Source organism: Pseudooceanicola aestuarii (genome assembly GCF_010614805.1).
GTDB classification, from domain to species: domain Bacteria; phylum Pseudomonadota; class Alphaproteobacteria; order Rhodobacterales; family Rhodobacteraceae; genus Pseudooceanicola; species Pseudooceanicola aestuarii.
This window is the reverse complement of sequence record NZ_JAAFZC010000001.1, coordinates 2479675-2497207: the sequence shown is the minus strand read 5'-3', so window position 1 is coordinate 2497207 and position 17533 is coordinate 2479675. Positions and strand designations below refer to the sequence as shown.

At 67.6% G+C, this 17533-nt stretch carries 18 protein-coding genes; 5 read left to right on the top strand and 13 right to left on the bottom strand.

The window, feature by feature from the left end:
- Positions 1-113: 113 nt before the first annotated feature.
- The 5 genes from G5A46_RS11865 to G5A46_RS11845 form a co-directional block, all read right to left on the bottom strand.
- On the bottom strand, positions 114-713 hold the full coding sequence (locus G5A46_RS11865) for a superoxide dismutase (RefSeq protein ID WP_163849588.1): 600 nt from the start codon (positions 711-713) through the stop codon (positions 114-116).
- Between the two features lie 111 nt (positions 714-824).
- Positions 825-1430 (bottom strand): sarcosine oxidase subunit gamma, encoded by a 606-nt coding sequence (locus G5A46_RS11860; RefSeq protein ID WP_163849587.1) that lies wholly within the window; start codon positions 1428-1430, stop codon positions 825-827.
- Complete coding sequence (locus G5A46_RS11855; RefSeq protein ID WP_163849586.1) at positions 1423-4443, bottom strand: sarcosine oxidase subunit alpha family protein; 3021 nt, start codon at positions 4441-4443, stop codon at positions 1423-1425. The genes G5A46_RS11860 and G5A46_RS11855 overlap by 8 nt, the downstream gene beginning before the upstream one ends.
- Before the next feature lie 66 nt (positions 4444-4509).
- Entirely contained in the window at positions 4510-4839 is a 330-nt protein-coding gene (locus G5A46_RS11850) for a sarcosine oxidase subunit delta (RefSeq protein WP_163849585.1), read from the bottom strand.
- Between the two features lie 491 nt (positions 4840-5330).
- A complete protein-coding gene (locus G5A46_RS11845) occupies positions 5331-5702 on the bottom strand; it encodes a hypothetical protein (protein ID WP_163849584.1) in 372 nt (123 codons plus the stop codon).
- Positions 5703-5965: 263 nt separating this feature from the next.
- On the opposite strand from G5A46_RS11845, the gene G5A46_RS11840 reads away from it, so the two are divergent.
- Positions 5966-6493 carry a hypothetical protein gene (locus G5A46_RS11840; RefSeq protein WP_163849583.1) on the top strand — a complete coding sequence of 176 codons (528 nt, stop codon included), beginning with the start codon at positions 5966-5968 and terminating at the stop codon, positions 6491-6493.
- A gap of 50 nt (positions 6494-6543) precedes the next feature.
- On the opposite strand, the gene G5A46_RS11835 is transcribed toward G5A46_RS11840, so the two are convergent.
- On the bottom strand, positions 6544-7794 hold the full coding sequence (locus G5A46_RS11835; protein ID WP_163849582.1) for a sarcosine oxidase subunit beta family protein: 1251 nt from the start codon (positions 7792-7794) through the stop codon (positions 6544-6546).
- 235 nt (positions 7795-8029) lie between these two features.
- Here G5A46_RS11835 and ccmI point away from each other — a divergent pair, with 235 nt between their 5' ends.
- The 3 genes from ccmI to G5A46_RS11820 are packed head-to-tail and all read left to right on the top strand — an operon-like array spanning position 8030 to position 10004.
- Positions 8030-9283: a c-type cytochrome biogenesis protein CcmI gene (gene ccmI, locus G5A46_RS11830; RefSeq protein WP_239520788.1), complete on the top strand. Its 1254-nt coding sequence runs from the start codon at positions 8030-8032 to the stop codon at positions 9281-9283.
- On the top strand, positions 9280-9753 hold the full coding sequence (gene ruvX, locus G5A46_RS11825) for a Holliday junction resolvase RuvX (RefSeq protein WP_163849581.1): 474 nt from the start codon (positions 9280-9282) through the stop codon (positions 9751-9753). Before ccmI ends, ruvX begins: the two co-directional genes overlap by 4 nt.
- Positions 9750-10004, top strand: a complete 255-nt coding sequence (locus tag G5A46_RS11820) for a DUF1289 domain-containing protein (RefSeq protein WP_163849580.1) — start codon at positions 9750-9752, stop codon at positions 10002-10004. Before ruvX ends, G5A46_RS11820 begins: the two co-directional genes overlap by 4 nt.
- A gap of 300 nt (positions 10005-10304) precedes the next feature.
- On the opposite strand, the gene G5A46_RS11815 is transcribed toward G5A46_RS11820, so the two are convergent.
- Positions 10305-11279 carry a hypothetical protein gene (locus G5A46_RS11815; RefSeq protein WP_163849579.1) on the bottom strand — a complete coding sequence of 325 codons (975 nt, stop codon included), beginning with the start codon at positions 11277-11279 and terminating at the stop codon, positions 10305-10307.
- A 198-nt stretch (positions 11280-11477) separates the two neighbouring features.
- The gene (locus G5A46_RS11810) at positions 11478-12302 is read right to left on the bottom strand and encodes a sulfite exporter TauE/SafE family protein (protein ID WP_163849578.1); all 825 of its coding nucleotides are present in this window, start codon (positions 12300-12302) and stop codon (positions 11478-11480) included.
- Positions 12303-12613: 311 nt separating this feature from the next.
- Here G5A46_RS11810 and G5A46_RS11805 point away from each other — a divergent pair, with 311 nt between their 5' ends.
- The gene (locus tag G5A46_RS11805) at positions 12614-13792 is read left to right on the top strand and encodes a multidrug effflux MFS transporter (RefSeq protein WP_163849577.1); all 1179 of its coding nucleotides are present in this window, start codon (positions 12614-12616) and stop codon (positions 13790-13792) included.
- A 31-nt stretch (positions 13793-13823) separates the two neighbouring features.
- Here G5A46_RS11805 and dusA read toward each other — a convergent pair whose 3' ends face one another.
- The 5 genes from dusA to G5A46_RS11780 form a co-directional block, all read right to left on the bottom strand.
- A complete protein-coding gene (gene dusA, locus G5A46_RS11800; protein WP_275585256.1) occupies positions 13824-14816 on the bottom strand; it encodes a tRNA dihydrouridine(20/20a) synthase DusA in 993 nt (330 codons plus the stop codon).
- 900 nt (positions 14817-15716) lie between these two features.
- The gene (locus tag G5A46_RS11795; RefSeq protein WP_163849575.1) at positions 15717-16580 is read right to left on the bottom strand and encodes an SDR family oxidoreductase; all 864 of its coding nucleotides are present in this window, start codon (positions 16578-16580) and stop codon (positions 15717-15719) included.
- A gap of 14 nt (positions 16581-16594) precedes the next feature.
- Complete coding sequence (locus G5A46_RS11790) at positions 16595-16963, bottom strand: hypothetical protein (RefSeq protein ID WP_163849574.1); 369 nt, start codon at positions 16961-16963, stop codon at positions 16595-16597.
- 10 nt (positions 16964-16973) lie between these two features.
- On the bottom strand, positions 16974-17153 hold the full coding sequence (locus tag G5A46_RS11785) for a hypothetical protein (protein WP_163849573.1): 180 nt from the start codon (positions 17151-17153) through the stop codon (positions 16974-16976).
- An 11-nt stretch (positions 17154-17164) separates the two neighbouring features.
- Entirely contained in the window at positions 17165-17530 is a 366-nt protein-coding gene (locus G5A46_RS11780; RefSeq protein ID WP_163849572.1) for a glycine zipper family protein, read from the bottom strand.
- Positions 17531-17533 lie beyond the last annotated feature (3 nt).

Here is a 17533-nt window from a genome sequence, read left to right as displayed (position 1 = left end):
GTTTGTCGGTCACATGTCGGGCGGGGTGCGGGCCAGAGGACAGGCCAGCGGGCGGGAAAGAAAAAGCCCCGCCGGATCGCACCGGCGGGGCCTGTATCACGCGGTCGCCGCACTTACATGCGGGAGGCGACGTTTTCCCAGTTCACCAGCTTTTCCAGGAAGTTGTCCAGGTAGGCGGGGCGCTTGTTGCGGAAGTCGATGTAGTAGGAATGTTCCCACACGTCGCAACCCAGCAGCGCGGTCTGGCCAAAGCACAGCGGGTTCACGCCATTCTCGGTCTTGGTGACCTTCAGGCCGCCGTCAGTGTCCTTGACCAGCCAGGCCCAGCCAGAGCCGAACTGACCGGCGCCGGCGGCCTTGAAGTCTTCCTTGAACTTGTCGACGGACCCGAAGCTGTCGGTGATCGCCTTCTCCAGCTCTCCGGGCATGGCGGTCTGGCCGGGGCCCATCATTTCCCAGAACTGGTTGTGATTCCAGAATTGCGACGCATTGTTGAAGATGCCGTTCTGGGCAACCGCATTGGCATCATACGTGCCCTTGATGATTTCCTCGACGGATTTGCCTTCCCACTCGGTGCCGGTCACGGCCTTGTTGCCGTTGTCGACATAGGCTTTGTGGTGGATGTCGTGGTGGTATTCCAGCGTCTCGCGGCTCATGCCGAGATCGGCCAGCGCGTCGTGGGAATAGGGAAGATCGGGAAGTTCGAAAGCCATGTGGGCCTCCCTTGTTTGGTGGAAATCTCTCAGGGCATAGATGGTATGGCGCCGACCGGAAGGTCAAGGGGCCGTGGGCGAAGAGATGCCCTTGCGGCGCCCTGCCTCCGGTCACTCAGGCGCCGCGAACAGCCCCGTTTCCCCGCCATCGGCGGCGGCGGTGGTCAGGATCTCCTGCACGTAGCCCGCGACAGAGCGGAAGCAGACCAGCCGGACCTCCCCCGCCTGCGGCATCCAGAACGCCGCCGGAACCTGCGCCAGGCGTGTCCGGCGCAGCTCGCCCGGTTCGAACCGGCCGGGGGCCATGTCCACCGGCGCCAGCTTGGCCAGGGTCTCGCGGACGGCCGCGTCGGGGCCGGTCAGCGCGAACAGGGCGCGCGCGTGGCTGACATCCACCGCCGTCAGGAACATCCCGGCAAAGGCGCGGCCCAGCTTGTCCATCGCCTGGGGCAGATCGGTCAGCGGCAACAACAGCAAAGCCTCGTCCGGGGACATCCAGGCGATGGCGCGGTCGCCTTCGGACGATATGCCGCGCCGCTCGGGCATGTTGCGCCCGGTCAACCCGGTGGCAGCGGCACGCAGGGCCGGATCGGCCAGGTCGCCACGCAGGGTAATCATCCCCTGCATCGGCAATTCGCGTAGCGTGGCCCGGCCCTGCGTCTGCGCACCGCCCAGGGCGGGCACGGGGGCGGGTGTGGCGATCAGGGGGTCAGACATCCTGTTTCTTCCCTTCCTTGTCGTAGAACACCGGATCGGTAATTCGCGCCTTGACCGCGCCACCGCTGATGCGCGTCACCTCGACCTCCTCTCCCATCCGGTCGGGGCCGCGATGGACCAACGCCATCGCGATCCCCCGCCCCAGCGTGGGGGAAAAATAGGTCGAGGTCACGCGCCCCTGCATGTTGCGCTGATTGTTGGCGTTGTGGCCGTCGGCCAATACGTAGGCGCCGTCCTCGATCACTGAATTGTCCAGCGTCTCCAGTCCGACCAGTTTCCAGCGGTCGGGATCCTGCATGTGATCGCGCGCCTGGGCGCGCTTGCCCAGAAAGTCGTCCTTCTTCTTGGAGATCGCCCAGTTCAGCCCCAGATCCTGCGGGATCACGGTGCCGTCGGTCTCGTCCCCGATCATGATGAACCCCTTCTCGGCGCGCATCACATGCAGCGCCTCGGTCCCGTAGGGGGTCACGTCAAAGGTGTGCCCGGCCTCCATCAGCGCGGTCCACAGCTGCATCGCGTGGCCGGCCGGCACCGCAAGCTCGTAGCTGAGTTCCCCCGAGAAGGAGATGCGGAAGATCCGCACCGGGATACCCGCAACTATGCGATCCACCCAGCCCATGAAGGGCAGCGCCGCCGCGTCGATCTCTGCCGTGCCCAACACCTGCAACACCGCGCGGGCATTGGGGCCGACCACGGCGATCTGGCCGAAATGTTCGGTCACGTTGACCACGTGGACCTTCATGTCCCACCATTCGGTTTGCAGCCATTCCTCCATATGGGCATGGATCCGCTCCGCCCCGCCGGTGGTGGTGTGGCACAGGAAGGTATCGTCATCGATCCGCGCCACCACGCCGTCATCCATCAGAAAGCCATTGTCCGAACACATCAGCCCATAGCGGCAGCGCCCCGGTTTCAGGCTGGACATCATGTTGGTGTACATCATGTCCAGGAAGCGCCCGGCATCGGGGCCGGTCACGATCAGCTTGCCCAGGGTTGAGGCATCCAGCAACCCCAGCGAATTGCGCGTGGCCGTGACCTCCCGCGTGACGGCGGCATCGCGGGTTTCGCCGGCGCGGGGGTAGCAATAGGGGCGGCGCCACTGGCCCACCGGCTCCCATTCCGCGCCCTGTTGCGTGTGCCAGTCGTGGATCGGGGTCCGGCGCAGCGGCTGGAAGGCCGCGCCGCGCGCCTCCCCCGCGATGGCACCCATGGAGATCGGCGTATAGGGCGGGCGGAAGGTGGTGGTGCCGACCTGCGGGATCGTCGCATTCAGCGATCGCCCCAGAACAGCCAGACCGTTGATATTGCTCAGCTTTCCCTGATCCGTCGCCATTCCCAGCGTGGTGTATCTTTTGGCGTGTTCGACGCTTTCGAACCCTTCCTGCGCGGCCAGCTGCACATCGGTGACTTTCACGTCGTTCTGAAAATCCAGCCAGGTCTTGGCCCGCAGCGCCTGCGGCGCGCCCTGGGGCATGGCCCAGATCGGGACGATCGGGGCTTCGGGCTGCTCCCCCTCTGCCACGGGGGCGGCGGTGTCGGCGGGTGTATGGCCCAGCCCCTGCGCGATGCGGCGGCCGGTGGCATGGGCGTCGGACAGGATCGCCTGCAACGCCAGCGCGCCATTGGCCGCGCCGACGCAGGTGACAAAGCCCGCGCCATCCGCACCGGTGGGCGGACGGTCGGCATCGGGGCGGAACATCACCGCCGCGTCGTCCCAGGTCAGCTTGCCGCCGCAATGGGACCACAGGTGCACGACCGGCGACCAGCCGCCCGACATCGCCACAGCATCGCAGGCGATTTCCTCGGTCACCGCGCCCTCGCCGGACTGGGCGCAGATGGCCACGCCGGTGACGCGCTTGGTCCCGGTGACGCGGGCGATGGCGCGCCCGGTCTCCACGCGGATGCCGAGACGAGCGGCTTCCGCCGCCAATGTCCCGCCGCCCTCGGGCCGGGCATCCAGAATAACCGGCACGTCCAGCCCGGCTTCCCGGGCTGTGATGGCACTGCGATAGGCGTCGTCGTTATTGGTCACAACCACGATCCGATCTCCGGGGGAAACGCCGTAATCGGTGATGTAATCCCGCAGGGCCGAGGCCAGCATCACCCCCGGCACATCGTTCCCGGCGAAAGACAAGGGCCGTTCGATGGCACCGGAAGCCAGGATCACCTGCCCCGCCCGCACCCGCCACAGCCGGTGGCGCGGACCTTCCGCCGCCTCGGGCGGCAGGTGGTCACCCAGCCGTTCATAGGCCAGCACGTAGCCGTGATCGTAGACCCCGGCCCCCATGCAGCGCAGGCGCAGGGTGACATTCGGCATCGCCTCCAACGCGGCGACCAGGGCCGCGACATGTTCATGCGCCACCTGCCCGTCGATGCGTCCGCCATCGGTGGCGCAGCGCCCGCCCCAATGGGCGCCCTGCTCCACCAGCAACACCCGCGCGCCGGCGCGCCCGGCCTCCAGCGCGGCGGTCAGCCCGGCGATGCCGCCGCCCACCACCATCACGTCGGCAAAGGCGTAGAGATGTTCGTACCGATCCGCATCGCGGTCCTTGGGCGCCTTCCCCAGACCTGCGGATTGGCGCACGATCGGCTCGTATACATGTTTCCAGAAGGCGCGCGGCCAGAGGAAGGTCTTGTAATAGAACCCGGCCGGGAAATACCGCGCCAGCCGGTTGTTGATCGCACCGACGTCATGGTCCAACGACGGCCAGTGGTTCTGGCTTTGCGCCTCCAGCCCGTCGAACAGCTCTTGTGTGGTGGCGCGCTGGTTGGGTTCGAACCGTGCGTCCCGGCCCAGCCCGACCAGCGCGTTGGGTTCCTCCGCGCCCGATGCCACGATGCCGCGCGGGCGGTGATACTTGAACGACCGACCCACCAGCATCTGATCATTGGCCAGCAAGGCCGCCGCCAGGGTATCCCCGGCAAGGCCGGTCATCCGACGCCCGTTGAAGGTGAACCCGATCTGCCGGGCGCGATCCACAAGGCGCCCCCCCTTGGCCAGTCTCGTGCTCATGTCGTCAATCTCCGTTCTTGTGCGCTGTGGGCGGCTGCTGGGTCGTCGGGGTCAGGGCGGGTCCGGTCATGCGATATCGCGCCAGACGAAATCGGGCCTGCGGCTGCGGATCGTTTTCAGCAGATCGTCGGGCGGCGCGGTCATCTGGGCGGAATAGGTGCCGAAGACCTCAAGCGTGGCGGTATCGCGGGCGACGTTGAACCATTTCCCACAGCCATTCACATGGCGCCAACGCTCGAAATGCACACCGCGCGGGTTCTCCCGGTGAAACAGGTAGGCCTCGAACATGTCGGCCTCGGCCTGGGGGGCGGGGCGGGCGATATGCGCCTCGCCGCCACCGTGGAATTCGGTCTCTTCGGCGGTGACACCGCAATAGGGACAGTCAAGCAGCAGCATGTGCGGCCTCCCGTTGTGCAGACAGGGGAACGGTGCCGGACGCCGCGATGCGGCGGGCCGGACACGAAAAAGGGCCGGACGCCGATGGCGCCCGGCCTAGGGACAGGTAAGGGACAAGGGAAAAGGAATGGACCGGATGGTCCTGTCTTCTCCCAGGCAGTGTGGACACAACGCCGCGGCGGGCGGTCCGGTTCCACGCCCCCGAAACACGAAGCGGCGCGATTACAGCGGCTTGCCGCGCATCGACGCCTGTCGAAGCGGGGAGACGTCGCGGATGATGAGAGGTGCCGGTGGCGGGGTCTGCGCGGGAAACGACCGCATCCGGCGCCCAGCTGAGCGAACGGAGCAGGGCATCATCGCGCCCCGCGATGGCACACGAACCGGGGCAGCGGGCCTGCGCCCCCTGCCCCGGACCCGGACGCCAGGGCGCCCGGTCGTTGTCATTCAAGCGAGGGCCGTGGCGCACCGGCAAGGCCGCCCGCCCCACGCGATCAATTCTGCGCGTCAGCGCCGGACGTTGCGGCAGCGCCCGTTTCATCAGCACCCGTGTCGGCACCTGCGCCTGCACCGGCTTCAGCACCGGCACTTGCCGCCGCACCGTCATCCGCGCTGTCGGCAACTGCGCCGCTATCAGCTGCGGCCCCTTCACCGCCGGCACCCGCGGCGCTGTCGGAGGTGGCGTTGATCTCGATATCGCCGGCAGGGGCGGGATCACCCGTGCCGCCGACATTGCCGAAGACGATGTAGAGAACGATCCCCACCGCGACGACAAGCCCGCCAACGACGAAGGCGATTGCCCCGCTGCCGCCCGAACGCGGCTTGGGATCGGTGTGATAATCAGTGTGATAATGCTGGTCAGCCATGGTGGCCCCTCCGAAATTGCTTCGATTGGGAGGCCAACACCAAGCGCTCGGCGCAGGTTCCACCGGGCCACCGGCCGGGCGGATTGGCGCCGAGGCGCCGCAGCCCCCGCCCGTTGGGCGGAACTGCCGGGCGCAAAGGGGCGTTGTGCACATGAAGTAGGCAATCCCCCCCGGCGCCACCGAATTCTGCGGTACGTCATGGGGCCTACCACAGGATCTTGTGGCAAGCTGTAGACACCCTGTTGCGTAATGGAGCGACGAACATGGCCCGACCCGACTTGACCCGACCCGACACGGCCCAAGGCGAGCTGACCGAAGGCGACATGACCCAAGGCGAGACTCCCCCGGACAGCCCGGCCCCCACAGGCCACATGCTGGTCTTCGATCCGCGCGATCCCGGTGAGGCGCGGCGCAGCGGCGTCCCCGGACCGATCCGCTTTGCGCGCCATGACACGCTGGACGACCTGCCGCACGGGCCGGGTCTCTACGTGCTGATGGGGCGCGGTATCGCGGGCGGGGACCCCGTACCCCTGGCCTTTGGCCACGTGGCGGAGGATCTGAATCAGGCGCTGCCGAAACAGGCACTGTTCCGCGATGCGGTGGCACAGGGGCTGACAGGCTTTGCCTCCGCGCCCTGCCCGGCGGCTGCCCGTACAGATCCCGACAGGCTGATCACCGCGCTGGCCGAACGCTACCACGCGCCGCTGAACCTGCGCCGTCTCGCCTTGCAGGAGATCGAGCGCGCGCAGGCCCGGATGCGCCGAACCCACCCGCGCATCGCGGCCGAATAGGGCACAGGCCCCGCTCCGCCCGGCCTTGGGAATATCCAGCGCGCCTGTGATCAATGCGCCACCCCGGCGGCCACGCTTTCGTCGATGAACCGTCCGGCGCGGAACCGGTCCAGCCCGAAGTCGCGGGCCAGCGGACCGGGTGTGCCCTTGGCCATCATCTCGGCCATGGCCCAGCCGGATCCGGGGATCGCCTTGAAGCCGCCGGTGCCCCAGCCGCAATTGATATAGCAATTTCCCAGCGGTGTGGGTGAAATGATGGGGGAACGATCCCCGGTCATGTCCACGATCCCGCCCCATTGGCGCAGCATCTTCAACCGGGAGATCATCGGAAAGGTCTCCACCAGCGCGCGCACCGTTTCCTCGACATGATGGAAACTGCCACGTTGGGTGTAGTTGTTGTACCCGTCCGCGCCACCGCCGATCACCATCTCGCCCTTGTCGGATTGCGACATGTAGCCGTGCACCGTGTTGGCCATGACGACCACGTCCATGCAGGGCTTGATCGGTTCCGATACCAGCGCCTGCAAGGCCACGCTTTCCACCGGCAGGCGAAAGCCCGCCATTTGCGCCAGCACTCCGGAATGGCCTGCCACGACGATCCCCAACTTGCCGCAGGTGATGCGGCCCTGCGTCGTCTCCACCGCCGCGACATCGCCTTGCGCGTCGCGGTCGATGCCCGTGACCTCGCATTGCTGGATGATGTCCATGCCCATCGCCGAGCAGGCCCGCGCGTAGCCCCAGGCCACGGCATCGTGGCGCGCGGTACCGCCCCGCGCCTGCCACAGCGCGCCCAGCACCGGGTAGCGCGGCCCGTCCAGGGAAATGATCGGTACCAGTTCCTTGACCCGTTCGGGGGTGATGTATTCGGTCTGCACGCCCTGATGGGCATTGGCATGGGCGGTGCGCTTGTAGCCGCGCACCTCGTGTTCGGTCTGGGCCAGCATCATCACGCCGCGCGGGGAGAACATGATGTTGTAGTTCAGATCCTGGCTGAGCGTCTCGTAAAGGCTGCGCGCCTTCTCGTAGATCGCGGCAGACGGATCCTGAAGGTAGTTCGACCGGATGATCGTGGTATTGCGCCCGGTGTTGCCGCCACCCAGCCAGCCCTTTTCGATCACTGCCACGTTGGTGATTCCAAAGGTCTTGCCCAGGTAATAGGCGGTGGCCAACCCATGCCCCCCCGCGCCCACGATCACCACGTCGTAATGCGGCTTCGGCGCGGGAGACCGCCAGGCGCGGTCCCAGCCACTGTGGTACCTGGCTGCCTCGCGGGCGATGGCAAAGGCGGAATAGCGTTTCATCGGCAACTCCCTGAACACCGGATATCTCGACCGGCTGTCTTCACCGGGCCTGATCGCCGGGGGTCCGACCTGCGCCCCCGGTTCTGCGCGACCCTAGTCTTTCCATCATTCCGGCCCCGCCGCAAACCGTCACAATGACGTGCGCTTGCGACACCTTGACCGGGCGCGGGCATTTGTCCCTTTTTCGGGGCGTCTCGGCGGGCTAGATGAAACCCATCGCAACCACGGAGGGCCCATGCCCACGATGCTGTTCTGGGTGATCATCGCCGCGCTGTGCCTGGGTGTGGCCGCCGTTCTGGCCCGCGCCCTTCTGCAAGGCGGGGAGGACGACGGCCCGACCTCGGCGGCGGCCTTCGATGTGGCCGTCTACCGCGATCAGCTGGCGGAGGTCGATCGCGACCTGGCGCGCGGCACCCTGCCCCAGGCCGAAGGCGACCGCCTGCGCACCGAGATCTCCCGCCGGTTGCTGGCCGCCGATGCCCGCGCCCGGGCCGGTGCGGATGCCGGGCCCGCCACGACCACCGCACATCGCTGGCCCGCCCTACTGGCGGCCGGGGCCGTGGTGGCGGGGGCGGCGTCCCTCTACCTGATGACAGGCGCGCCGGGCTATGGCGATCTGCCGCGCGCCGACCGGCTGGCCGCGGCCCAGGCCCGGCTGGCGGACCGTCCCTCGCAAGCGGAGGCAGAGGACCGCCTGCCCGAAGCCCTTGCCATTCCCGGCGCCACCCCGTCGCAGGAGTTCACCGCCCTGATGGAAAAGTTGCGACAGGCCGTGGCGGACCGTCCCGACGACCTGCAAGGATTGCGCCTGCTGGCCCGAAACGAGGCGACATTGGGCAATTTCACCGCCGCCCACCAGGCCCAGGCCCGCGTTCTGGAGCTGACCGGCCCGGAGGCCAGTAGCCGCGATTTCGCCGATCACGCCGACATGATGATCCTGGCGGCGGGCGGCTATGTCTCGCCGGCGGCAGAGCGGTCGTTGCGCACCGCCCTGTCCCGCGATCCCGATGACGGTGTGGCCAATTACTACTTCGGTCTGCTGATGAATCAGGTCGGCCGCCCCGATGTCGCGTTCCGCCTGTGGGACCGGCTGCTGCGGCGCGGCCCGGCGGATGCGCCGTGGATCGCCGCGATCCGCAGCCAGATCCCCGATGTCGCCGCAGATGCCGGGCGCCCGAATTATACCCTGCCGATATCAGCCGAACCGCTGGCCGGCCCTTCCCTCGCCGAGATGGAGGCCGCGCAGGACATGGATGACGCGGACCGCGCCGCGATGATCCGGGGCATGGTCGACAGCCTGTCCGACCGCCTGGCCCGCCAGGGCGGCAGTGCCGCCGAATGGGCGCGGCTGATCACCGCGTTGGGTGTTCTGGACGAGACGGCGCAGGCCCGCGCCATTCATGCGGAGGCGCAAAAGGTCTTTGCCGCGCGTCCCGCCGAACTGGACCAGGTTGATGCGGCGGCGCGCCGCGCGGGAGTGCTGCAATGATCATCGAGGACATGGCCGAATTCGCCGCCGCCTTGCCCGATTTCGGCGGGTTGGCCGGGTTGGACCTGGGCGACCGGACAATCGGCGTCGCGGTCAGCGACACGATGCGCGGGGTCGCCACCCCTCTTGAGACGATCCGGCGCAAGAAGTTCACACCCGACGCGCAGGCTCTGCTGGCGATTGCAGACAGCCGCCGCATCTGCGGGCTGGTGCTGGGCCTGCCGCGCAACATGGACGGCACCGAAGGGCCGCGCTGCCAGGCCACCCGCGCCTTTGCCCGCAATCTGACACGGCTGACGGATCTGCCGATCTCCTTCTGGGATGAACGGCTGTCCACGGTGGCGGCCGAACGGGCCCTGCTGGAGGCTGATACCTCCCGTCGGCGCCGGGCGGAGGTGATCGACCACGTCGCCGCCTCCTATATCCTGCAAGGCGCGCTGGACCGGCTGCGCCATCTGGGGGCGGCATGAGCGGCGGCCGCGAGATCTGGAAGCGGGAGGAGGTTTCCTCTCCGTGCATCAACATCTGCGTGATCCATCCGCAGGCCCGGCTGTGCACCGGCTGCCTGCGCTCCATCGACGAGATCACCGGTTGGGCCCGGATGAGCGAGGCGGAGCGACAGCAGATCATGGCCGAACTGCCCGCCCGTGGCCCGCTGAAGGCCGAACGCCGGGGCGGCCGCGCCGCGCGCCTGAAAAAGCGGGATCCGGGCAAGGAATAGGGCACCGTCCGCGATGTGATGACCGCCCCCTAGCAGGCCCGGAAGACATCGCCGTCCAGACCGGGGAAAGGCCACCGCGCGTCCCTCCGCCACCACCGAAGACCAAGCCGGGCGGTCGGAGCGATGCCTCCCATACCCAAGCCGCCCCGCCGAGGCGCCGAATCCCCCAGCCCCCGCGCGCGGCACCAATTCCAGTATACCCGGTCTTTACATGGGCGTTGCGCGTGCCCTGGTTGCGCGGAGCGGCCCCGCTGCCGCCGTGGTGGCATCCGCGCTGCGGGCCTGGAGGCCGCGCTCCGCTCAGGCGACCTGTGCGCTTTCCTGCACCAGGTCGATGTGATGGGCCTTCACCCGGCCCAACCCGTCGATGACCACCGCCACCACGCTGCCCCCCAGGGTGATCCGCGCGGCGCCGGGGCGGTCGGGATCGGGCAGGATGCCGATCCGGCCGCTGCCCGCCTGGGAAGGGCGGTAGGAAATGACGATCTGGTCTTCGTCGGGGTTGAAATCCTCGATGATCGGGATCTCGGGCATTGTCTCCGTAGAGAGGGTCGGGGCGCCGTCAGCATCCAGCAGATCGCCCAGACGGTCGCCGGCTCTGGCCTCGCCTCGGCCCTCGTCCACCGCCGTATCGGACCGCGCGCGGGCGCGGCGGCCCTGGTTCACGTCCTCGGCACGCGGGGGGTCGACAAAATCGGCAGCTTCCAGCTCTGCCGCGGCGAAATCGCGGAACTCGGCCCGCAGGGCGGCGGTGTCGGTCACGCTGCGGGTATGGCCGGAGGCTTCGGCTGGCTGGCTGTCCTCCTCCGGCAGGTCTTCGAAGATGGCGCGGCCCTGGGCGGCGGCGGGATCTTCGGGATCACCGGCCCGATGTGCCCAGGCCTCGTTCACGTCGTCGTCCCAATCGGCGGCCATGGCGGGCATGGGCCGGACGTCGGACCTGTCCTCCGCTGGCCGCGCCGCGCCGGGCCAGAGGTCGGCGCTATCCGTGTCGGCGCTATCCGTGTCGGCGCTATCCGCATCGCGCGACTTCGCGGATGCGGAGGTGGTGGCGGGTGCGCTGTCGGACTTCGCCCCCCGCCCGGACCGTGCCGCCCGCGCCCCGCGCCGCTTGCGTCCGACGTCGATCCCGAAGATGCCGACGCTGTCGGCCCGTTCATCCGCACCATGACGGGCGGATTTGCGGGCGGCGGCCAGGCTTTCCTCCTCTCCGGTGTAGGAGGTGAAGACCACGCCGATGGCGGCAAGGATGACGACGACGATGAGTTCCAGCATGGATTCGGATTCCCCGTAAGGCTCCCGTGCAGAACACCATCCAAACATGCGGTGAAGACGCCGGAATTCCGGCTTTTTCTGGCCCCTGCCCCTGGTACGCGCAATCGGCCGGAACTGGCCGAAGGGGGCGGAATTGTTGCCGGATCAGCGCGCTATAAGCCGCACCCCCCGGCATTGTCGTCAAATCGGAACCAAACTCTAACCAAAGATCGCCCCGCGCAGCATGTTCCCCGCCACAACCAGCAGAAACAGGGCGAAAATGCGACGCAGCGGGCGCGGGTCCGTCGCGTGGGCCAGCCGCGCGCCCAGCGGCGCGGTGATCAGCGTCATGGCAATGACCAGCAGAAAGGCCGGCAGGTTGATCGCCCCCAGGGTCAGCGGCGGACGGGCGGTGGCGGGAATGTCCAGCACCGCGAAGCCGATGACCGAAGGCACGGCGATCAGCATTCCGAACCCGGCCGCCGTGGCGACGGCGCGGTGGATCGGCCGGCCATATAGCGTCATCACCGGCACGCCGAAACTGCCGCCACCGATGCCCATCAGCACCGACAGGAACCCCAGGGCCGGCGACAGAACCGACCGGGTCAGCAGGCCCGGCATCTCCTGCGCGATGCGCCAATGCGGCTTGCCGAACGCAAGGTAAAGGCCGATCACGATACCCAGGCAGCCAAACAGCACCTGCAACGCCAGCGAGGACACCCCCGCCGCCACCGTGACCCCCGCAATGGCGCCCAGCACGATCCCCGGCGCCCAGCCGCGCAGGATCGCCCAATCCACCGCGCCTTTGCGGTGATGGCTTTGCAACGACCGGGCCGAGGTCACGATGATTGTCGCCAGAGAGGTCCCCAGGCAGACCTGCATCAGCCCCGGGCCGTCATAGCCAAGCGTCTGGAACGCATAGAAGAATGCCGGCACCAGCACGATCCCGCCACCCACGCCCAGGAGGCCGGCCAGCACGCCCGCCAGCGCCCCGATCACCACCAGCAGCGCGCCCATCGACATCAGCAGCCCGAAATCATCCATCGTCGTCTCCCATTCCTGACCGCCGCAGCAGAAGCAGCTTTTCCCCACAGGCGCAAGACTGGCGCCGCTGGCGGACAAGGCGCCCCCTTGGGACAGGGAGCCAGCCAGGCCGAACCGGAGCGGCGGGGCGGTCGCCGGGCGGTGCGGGCTGCATCGGGTGGGTCCGGGTGGCGCGGGCATGGAGGGAGCAAAGGCGGGGATGCGCAAATGTTCCTTGGCACCCGCCCCGCACAGGGTCATGGAGGCGGCGCAATTCCCATCCCGCCCGAGTCTTCCCAGCTCTGCCGTCCGCCCGCCGAAAGGTTCATGATATGTTCCGCCTTGCCCTGATCCTGGGGCTGATGTCCCTCACCAGCCCCGCCGCCATCGACATGTACTTGCCCGCCCTGCCCGACCTCGCCCGTGATTTCGGCGCGACCGAGGCGGCGGTGCAGGCCACCCTGTCCAGCTATTTTCTGGCCTTCGGACTGGCACAGGTGATCTATGGCCCGATGGCAGACGCGATGGGCCGCAAGGCGCCGCTGATGCTGGGCATGGGGATCTTCCTGATCGGATCGGTCGGCGCGCTGCTGTCGGGCACGCTGGGGGCGCTGATCGCCTGGCGCTTTGTTCAGGGGCTGGGCGGCGCGGCACTGATGGCCGTCCCCCGCGCGGTGATCCGGGACCGCTACACCGGGGCCGAGGCGACGCGGCTGATGGCGATGATCATGCTGGTGATCTCGGTCTCGCCGATGCTGGCGCCACTGGCAGGCAGCCTGGTGCTGGCCTTTGCAGAATGGCGCGCGATCTTCGGCGTGCTGGTGGCGCTGGCGGTGCTCAGCCTGGGGTTGACCGCCTTCGTGCTGCCCGAAACCCTGACCCCGCAAAAGCGCCGCCCTTTCAGCCTGGCCGCCATGGGCCGGGGTGTCCGGCGACTGGTGACGGACCCGATGTTCATGGGCCTGACCTTCATCGGCGGATTCGGCATGGCCAGTTTCTTCGTCTTCCTGGCCACGGCGACCTTTGTCTACACCAAGAGCTACGGCATGACCCCCACCGGGTTCTCCATCGCCTTCGCGCTGAACGCGGTCGGCTTCTTCTCCGCCTCGCAGATGGCCGGGCCGCTGGGTGCGCGGTTCGGCATCACCCGGCTGGTGCGCCTGGGCGTCACCGGGTTCTTCGTCTCCGAACTGGTGCTGCTGACGCTGGTGCTTTCGGGGGTGGGCGGCATGTATGTGGTGATCCCCGGTCTCTTCATCGGCAACGCCTTCCTGGGGCTGGTGATCCCGACGACCATGGTTCTGGCGCTGGACGATCACGGCGATCTGGCCGGGCTGGCCGCCTCTCTCGGGGGGACGATGCAGATGGTCGCCGGGGGCGTGATGATCGGTCTCGTGGGGCCGTTCACCGATGGCAGCGAAGCGCCGATGGTCGCCGCGATCGCCATGTGCGCCACGATCAGCTTCGTACTGATGCTTCTGACTTTCCGGCGACGCATCGTCACCGCCTGAGCGGTCGGGGATCGGTACCGCGGGCGGGCGGTCAGGCTGCCCGTGCCGTGACTTCGCGCAGCGCACGTTCGACCAGCGCCGGGCCGGCATCGGGCCGGTGCGCGCCCTCCGACAGGATCCGCCGCCAGGCCCGCGCGCCGGGCCGGCCCTGGAACAGGCCCAGCATGTGGCGCGTGACCTGCGACAGCTTGCCCCCCGCGCTCAGGTGGGTCTCGATATAGGGCAACATGGCGCGGGCCGCATCCTCGGGCGACAGCCCGCCGGGATCGCCGAAGATCGCCGCATCCGCCCCCACCAGCACCGCCGCCGGATCATGATAGGCCGCGCGCCCCACCATCACCCCGTCCAGCCCGGCATCCAGAAAGCCGCGCGCCTGGGCCAACGTGGTAATGCCGCCGTTGATCGACAGATGCAGCCCGCCGAACAGGCCGCGCATCCGCTGCACCAGGTCATAATCCAGCGGCGGGATATCCCTGTTCTCCTTGGGTGACAGCCCCTGCAACCAGGCCTTGCGGGCATGGATGATGAACCGCTCGCAGCCCGCCGCCCCGACGCGGGAGAGGAATTCGGGCAGCACCTCCTCCGGCTTCTGGTCATCCACGCCAATGCGGCATTTCACCGTCACCTCGACATCCACCGCCTCGCGCATCGCCGCCACGCATTCAGCGACCAGGCCGGGCTGTTTCATCAGCACCGCGCCGAAGGTTCCCGATTGCACCCGGTCCGACGGGCAGCCGACGTTCAGGTTGATCTCGTCATAGCCTGCCTGCGCCCCCATCCGCGCCGCCTGCGCCAGCTCCGCCGGGTCGGACCCGCCCAGCTGCAAGGCTACGGGATGTTCGTCCGGCGTGAACTCCAACAGATGCACCGCCCCGCCCCGCACCAACGCCGGCGCGGTGACCATTTCGGTATACAGCAACGCATGCCGCGACAGCAGCCGATGCAAGGTCCGGCAATGGGTGTCGGTCCAATCCATCATGGGTGCCACGGCAAGCCGTGACGCATATTTTGCATTTAATTTCAAATACTTAGTCTCCGCGCACACAGACAGCCACCTAACGGGATTTCTCGTGATTCCCGGGGGTTTTCCCCGGTTTCCGTGGGTTTTCCAAGACAGCTTGCTACCGAGTAGCAACATCCATCCCGCCAATCATGTCCGAGCCAGAGCTCCGCCAGGGTCAGGCGAACCACCTGATTCTGGCGGAGCCCCGACTTACCCCATTCGGACGGTTTCCGGCCAGATCGAAGTGACACCCCGTTCTCGACGATCAACGAGGAAGGGACGGTCATGTCTCACACGACCCAAGTTAGCTCCAAAAAACTACTCCAGCAAATCTCGCGTGACCGCGCAGCGGGTTCTCCATTTGCCTTCCGCGCAGAACTGCCCGCCCAGCCGCGACCTGCCGAAAGTTCCGGGACCAGCAAGAAAGACTCTTCGCGAAAGCCGAAACAGACCAAGCGGACGCAAGTTTCGACCAAAGCAGATAACTTGCCCACAGTAGAAGACTGTTCGGACGAACCCTTCATTTCGGCACGCGCTCCGAAAGACGGCCTCCCGAGATACTGCGCGCAAATCCGTCGCAGGACCGACGGTGGTCCAATCAATATAAGCAAGACGTTCACCAGCCTCAAGGACGCCAGGAAGTGGCGAGATGACACCTTGGCCCAGATACAACTGGGTTTACTTGCTCCCAAGCAAGAAGAATGCTCAAAATCAGCACCTCGTGTCTGCGATCTAATTCAAAAAAGGAACGACAAGGGGCGGAGCGTCGAGAAGACCGCAACTCAAAATCTCGAATTTTGGATCAATCACCCACGCTGTCAGGAGCCAGCGTCTACCATAGACCTGAAGTGGTTCCAAAACGCGGCAGAGGACCTGCTCAAGTTGGAAATGATGCCGCAAGGCCGCCGGCTTTTCGGAGGGTCATGGACGGTGTCCTTTCGGGTGGTCTGCCGCATCGGCGAGGCGTGCGAAATGGTCGGAAAGGCGCCGCGTCCCGTAGCGGGGCGCGACCATGTCCATCCCGAGCGCGGTCAGGAAGAAGCGCGCGGGGCCGCTCATGCGGCGCGGCAGGATCCGCAGGATGGCAAGCGCGGCGCGGCGCAGGGCATCCGGGAGGTGGGTGATGCGCGGCTTGGTCCCCAGCGCGGCAAAGGCGGCAAGCGCAATCTCGTCCTGCGTCATCACGTCGGGGCCGCCGATCTCGGCCCACCCCCGTCCCGCATCGGTCGCGTCTGCGATGGCCTCGGCCAGGTCGGCGCCGTTGATCGGGTTGAGGCGCTGCGACCCGTCGCCGAACAGCCAGACACGGCCCTGCCGCGCCATCGCGAAGAGCTCGCCCATGTCAGAGAAATACCCGGTTGGCGCGATCACCGTCGCGGGCATGTCGGAGGCATGGAGCGCCTCGACAAGCGCAGCCTTGGCATCGACCAGCGGCACGCCGGCCATGGCGTCGGCATTCAGCACATGGACATAGGCAAAGCGTTTCACGCCCGCCGCCTCTGCCTCGCGCAGAAGATTCAGGTTGGCCTGAAAGTCGACCTCGCGATAGCCCAGCCCGTCGGCCTGCCGGGTGATCCCGAGTGACGAGACGACGAGGTCCACGCCGTCCATGACGCCCGTCAGCGTTTCGGGTCGGGTGGCCTCGGCCTCTACCAGCACATCGGCAAGCCCTTCGGCCCGGGCAGTATCGCGGACCAGCGCCGTGACGTGGTGGCCGCGCCGCGCGTATTCGGCGCAGAGAAAGCGTCCGAGGTAGCCAGTCGCGCCAGCGATGAAAACGTTCATGGATCTTCTCCGGGTCAGAGGAAACCGACGCCAAGCGCGGCGGCGGTCATGAGGAACAGAACCGGCGTCCAGAGCAGGCGCTCCGGGCGCGAGGGGCTTGCGGCATTGGCGGCCAGCGACAGCAGCGTCAGGACGACCGCGGGCCAGAACAGGACGGCCACGGGCAATGGGCCAATACCGGCCCGGGCGAGCACCGCCCCGGCCATCGTGCAAAGCAGCGCCGCCTGGACCAGCGCGAGCACGCGCCAGGCGGGCGGCAGGCAGCCGGGAAAGCGGCCCCCGACCGTCAGCCGTCCGAGAGGGGCGCCCGCCGCGTTGGCCAAGTGCATTAGCACCGGCAACGCGGTCAGGCCGGCGTAGGCGAAGGCGAGGGTCTGGGTCATCGGCCTGCCCTCACCGCCACCGAAAGATGCGCGCCGGGCGGGAGCACCGCTTTTCGGGCGTCTGATCCACCGGCAGGCCGATATCGCCCCAAAGGTGCCGCGGCGGATAGGTGGACCGCCATGACGGCTGGCGCGGCACGCCCGTCAGAAAGTGGTGCAGGCCGGTCATGCGCGTGTGGATGTCGTGCATCGCGCCCTCCCTCAATTGACAACCGCGTGGCCGCGGCCGCGAAGGCAGTTCAAGACGATTTCTTCGCGCGTCTCACTCGCCTCGGACACGCCCATCGCGGTGCCGGCCAGTGCGCCCGCAACAGCCCCGCCGAGTGCATCGCCATCGTCGTCCACTTCGCCCAGGAGACCACCGATCCCGGCGCCAATGGCGGCTGCAGCCATCGTCTCGTGATCGAGTTGCTTCTGACTGCGCGCGAGGCTCCGGCAGGCAGACAGGTCGCTCTGGAACTGCGCGTTCGGCGCGCCGTCGAGGATCGGGTCCACATTCGTGCCCATGTCGGCACAGGCGCCCAGAAGTCCGGTCAGGCTAAGCGGGGCAATCAGCATCGGTTTCATATC

Bases quoted from the DNA above. Each gene is read 5' to 3' on its own strand.
- G5A46_RS11850 (WP_163849585.1), bottom strand. From the start codon at position 4,839: ATGCTGCTGCTTGACTGTCCCTATTGCGGTGTCACCGCCGAAGAGACC.
- G5A46_RS11855 (WP_163849586.1), bottom strand. From the start codon at position 4,443: ATGAGCACGAGACTGGCCAAGGGGGGGCGCCTTGTGGATCGCGCCCGG.
- ccmI (WP_239520788.1), top strand. From the start codon at position 8,030: ATGCCCACGATGCTGTTCTGGGTGATCATCGCCGCGCTGTGCCTGGGT.
- G5A46_RS11795 (WP_163849575.1), bottom strand. From the start codon at position 16,580: ATGAACGTTTTCATCGCTGGCGCGACTGGCTACCTCGGACGCTTTCTC.
- G5A46_RS11845 (WP_163849584.1), bottom strand. From the start codon at position 5,702: ATGGCTGACCAGCATTATCACACTGATTATCACACCGATCCCAAGCCG.
- G5A46_RS11860 (WP_163849587.1), bottom strand. From the start codon at position 1,430: ATGTCTGACCCCCTGATCGCCACACCCGCCCCCGTGCCCGCCCTGGGC.
- G5A46_RS11785 (WP_163849573.1), bottom strand. From the start codon at position 17,153: ATGCACGACATCCACACGCGCATGACCGGCCTGCACCACTTTCTGACG.
- G5A46_RS11790 (WP_163849574.1), bottom strand. From the start codon at position 16,963: ATGACCCAGACCCTCGCCTTCGCCTACGCCGGCCTGACCGCGTTGCCG.
- G5A46_RS11810 (WP_163849578.1), bottom strand. From the start codon at position 12,302: ATGGATGATTTCGGGCTGCTGATGTCGATGGGCGCGCTGCTGGTGGTG.
- G5A46_RS11820 (WP_163849580.1), top strand. From the start codon at position 9,750: ATGAGCGGCGGCCGCGAGATCTGGAAGCGGGAGGAGGTTTCCTCTCCG.
- G5A46_RS11835 (WP_163849582.1), bottom strand. From the start codon at position 7,794: ATGAAACGCTATTCCGCCTTTGCCATCGCCCGCGAGGCAGCCAGGTAC.
- G5A46_RS11805 (WP_163849577.1), top strand. From the start codon at position 12,614: ATGTTCCGCCTTGCCCTGATCCTGGGGCTGATGTCCCTCACCAGCCCC.
- G5A46_RS11840 (WP_163849583.1), top strand. From the start codon at position 5,966: ATGGCCCGACCCGACTTGACCCGACCCGACACGGCCCAAGGCGAGCTG.
- ruvX (WP_163849581.1), top strand. From the start codon at position 9,280: ATGATCATCGAGGACATGGCCGAATTCGCCGCCGCCTTGCCCGATTTC.
- G5A46_RS11865 (WP_163849588.1), bottom strand. From the start codon at position 713: ATGGCTTTCGAACTTCCCGATCTTCCCTATTCCCACGACGCGCTGGCC.
- G5A46_RS11780 (WP_163849572.1), bottom strand. From the start codon at position 17,530: ATGAAACCGATGCTGATTGCCCCGCTTAGCCTGACCGGACTTCTGGGC.
- G5A46_RS11815 (WP_163849579.1), bottom strand. From the start codon at position 11,279: ATGCTGGAACTCATCGTCGTCGTCATCCTTGCCGCCATCGGCGTGGTC.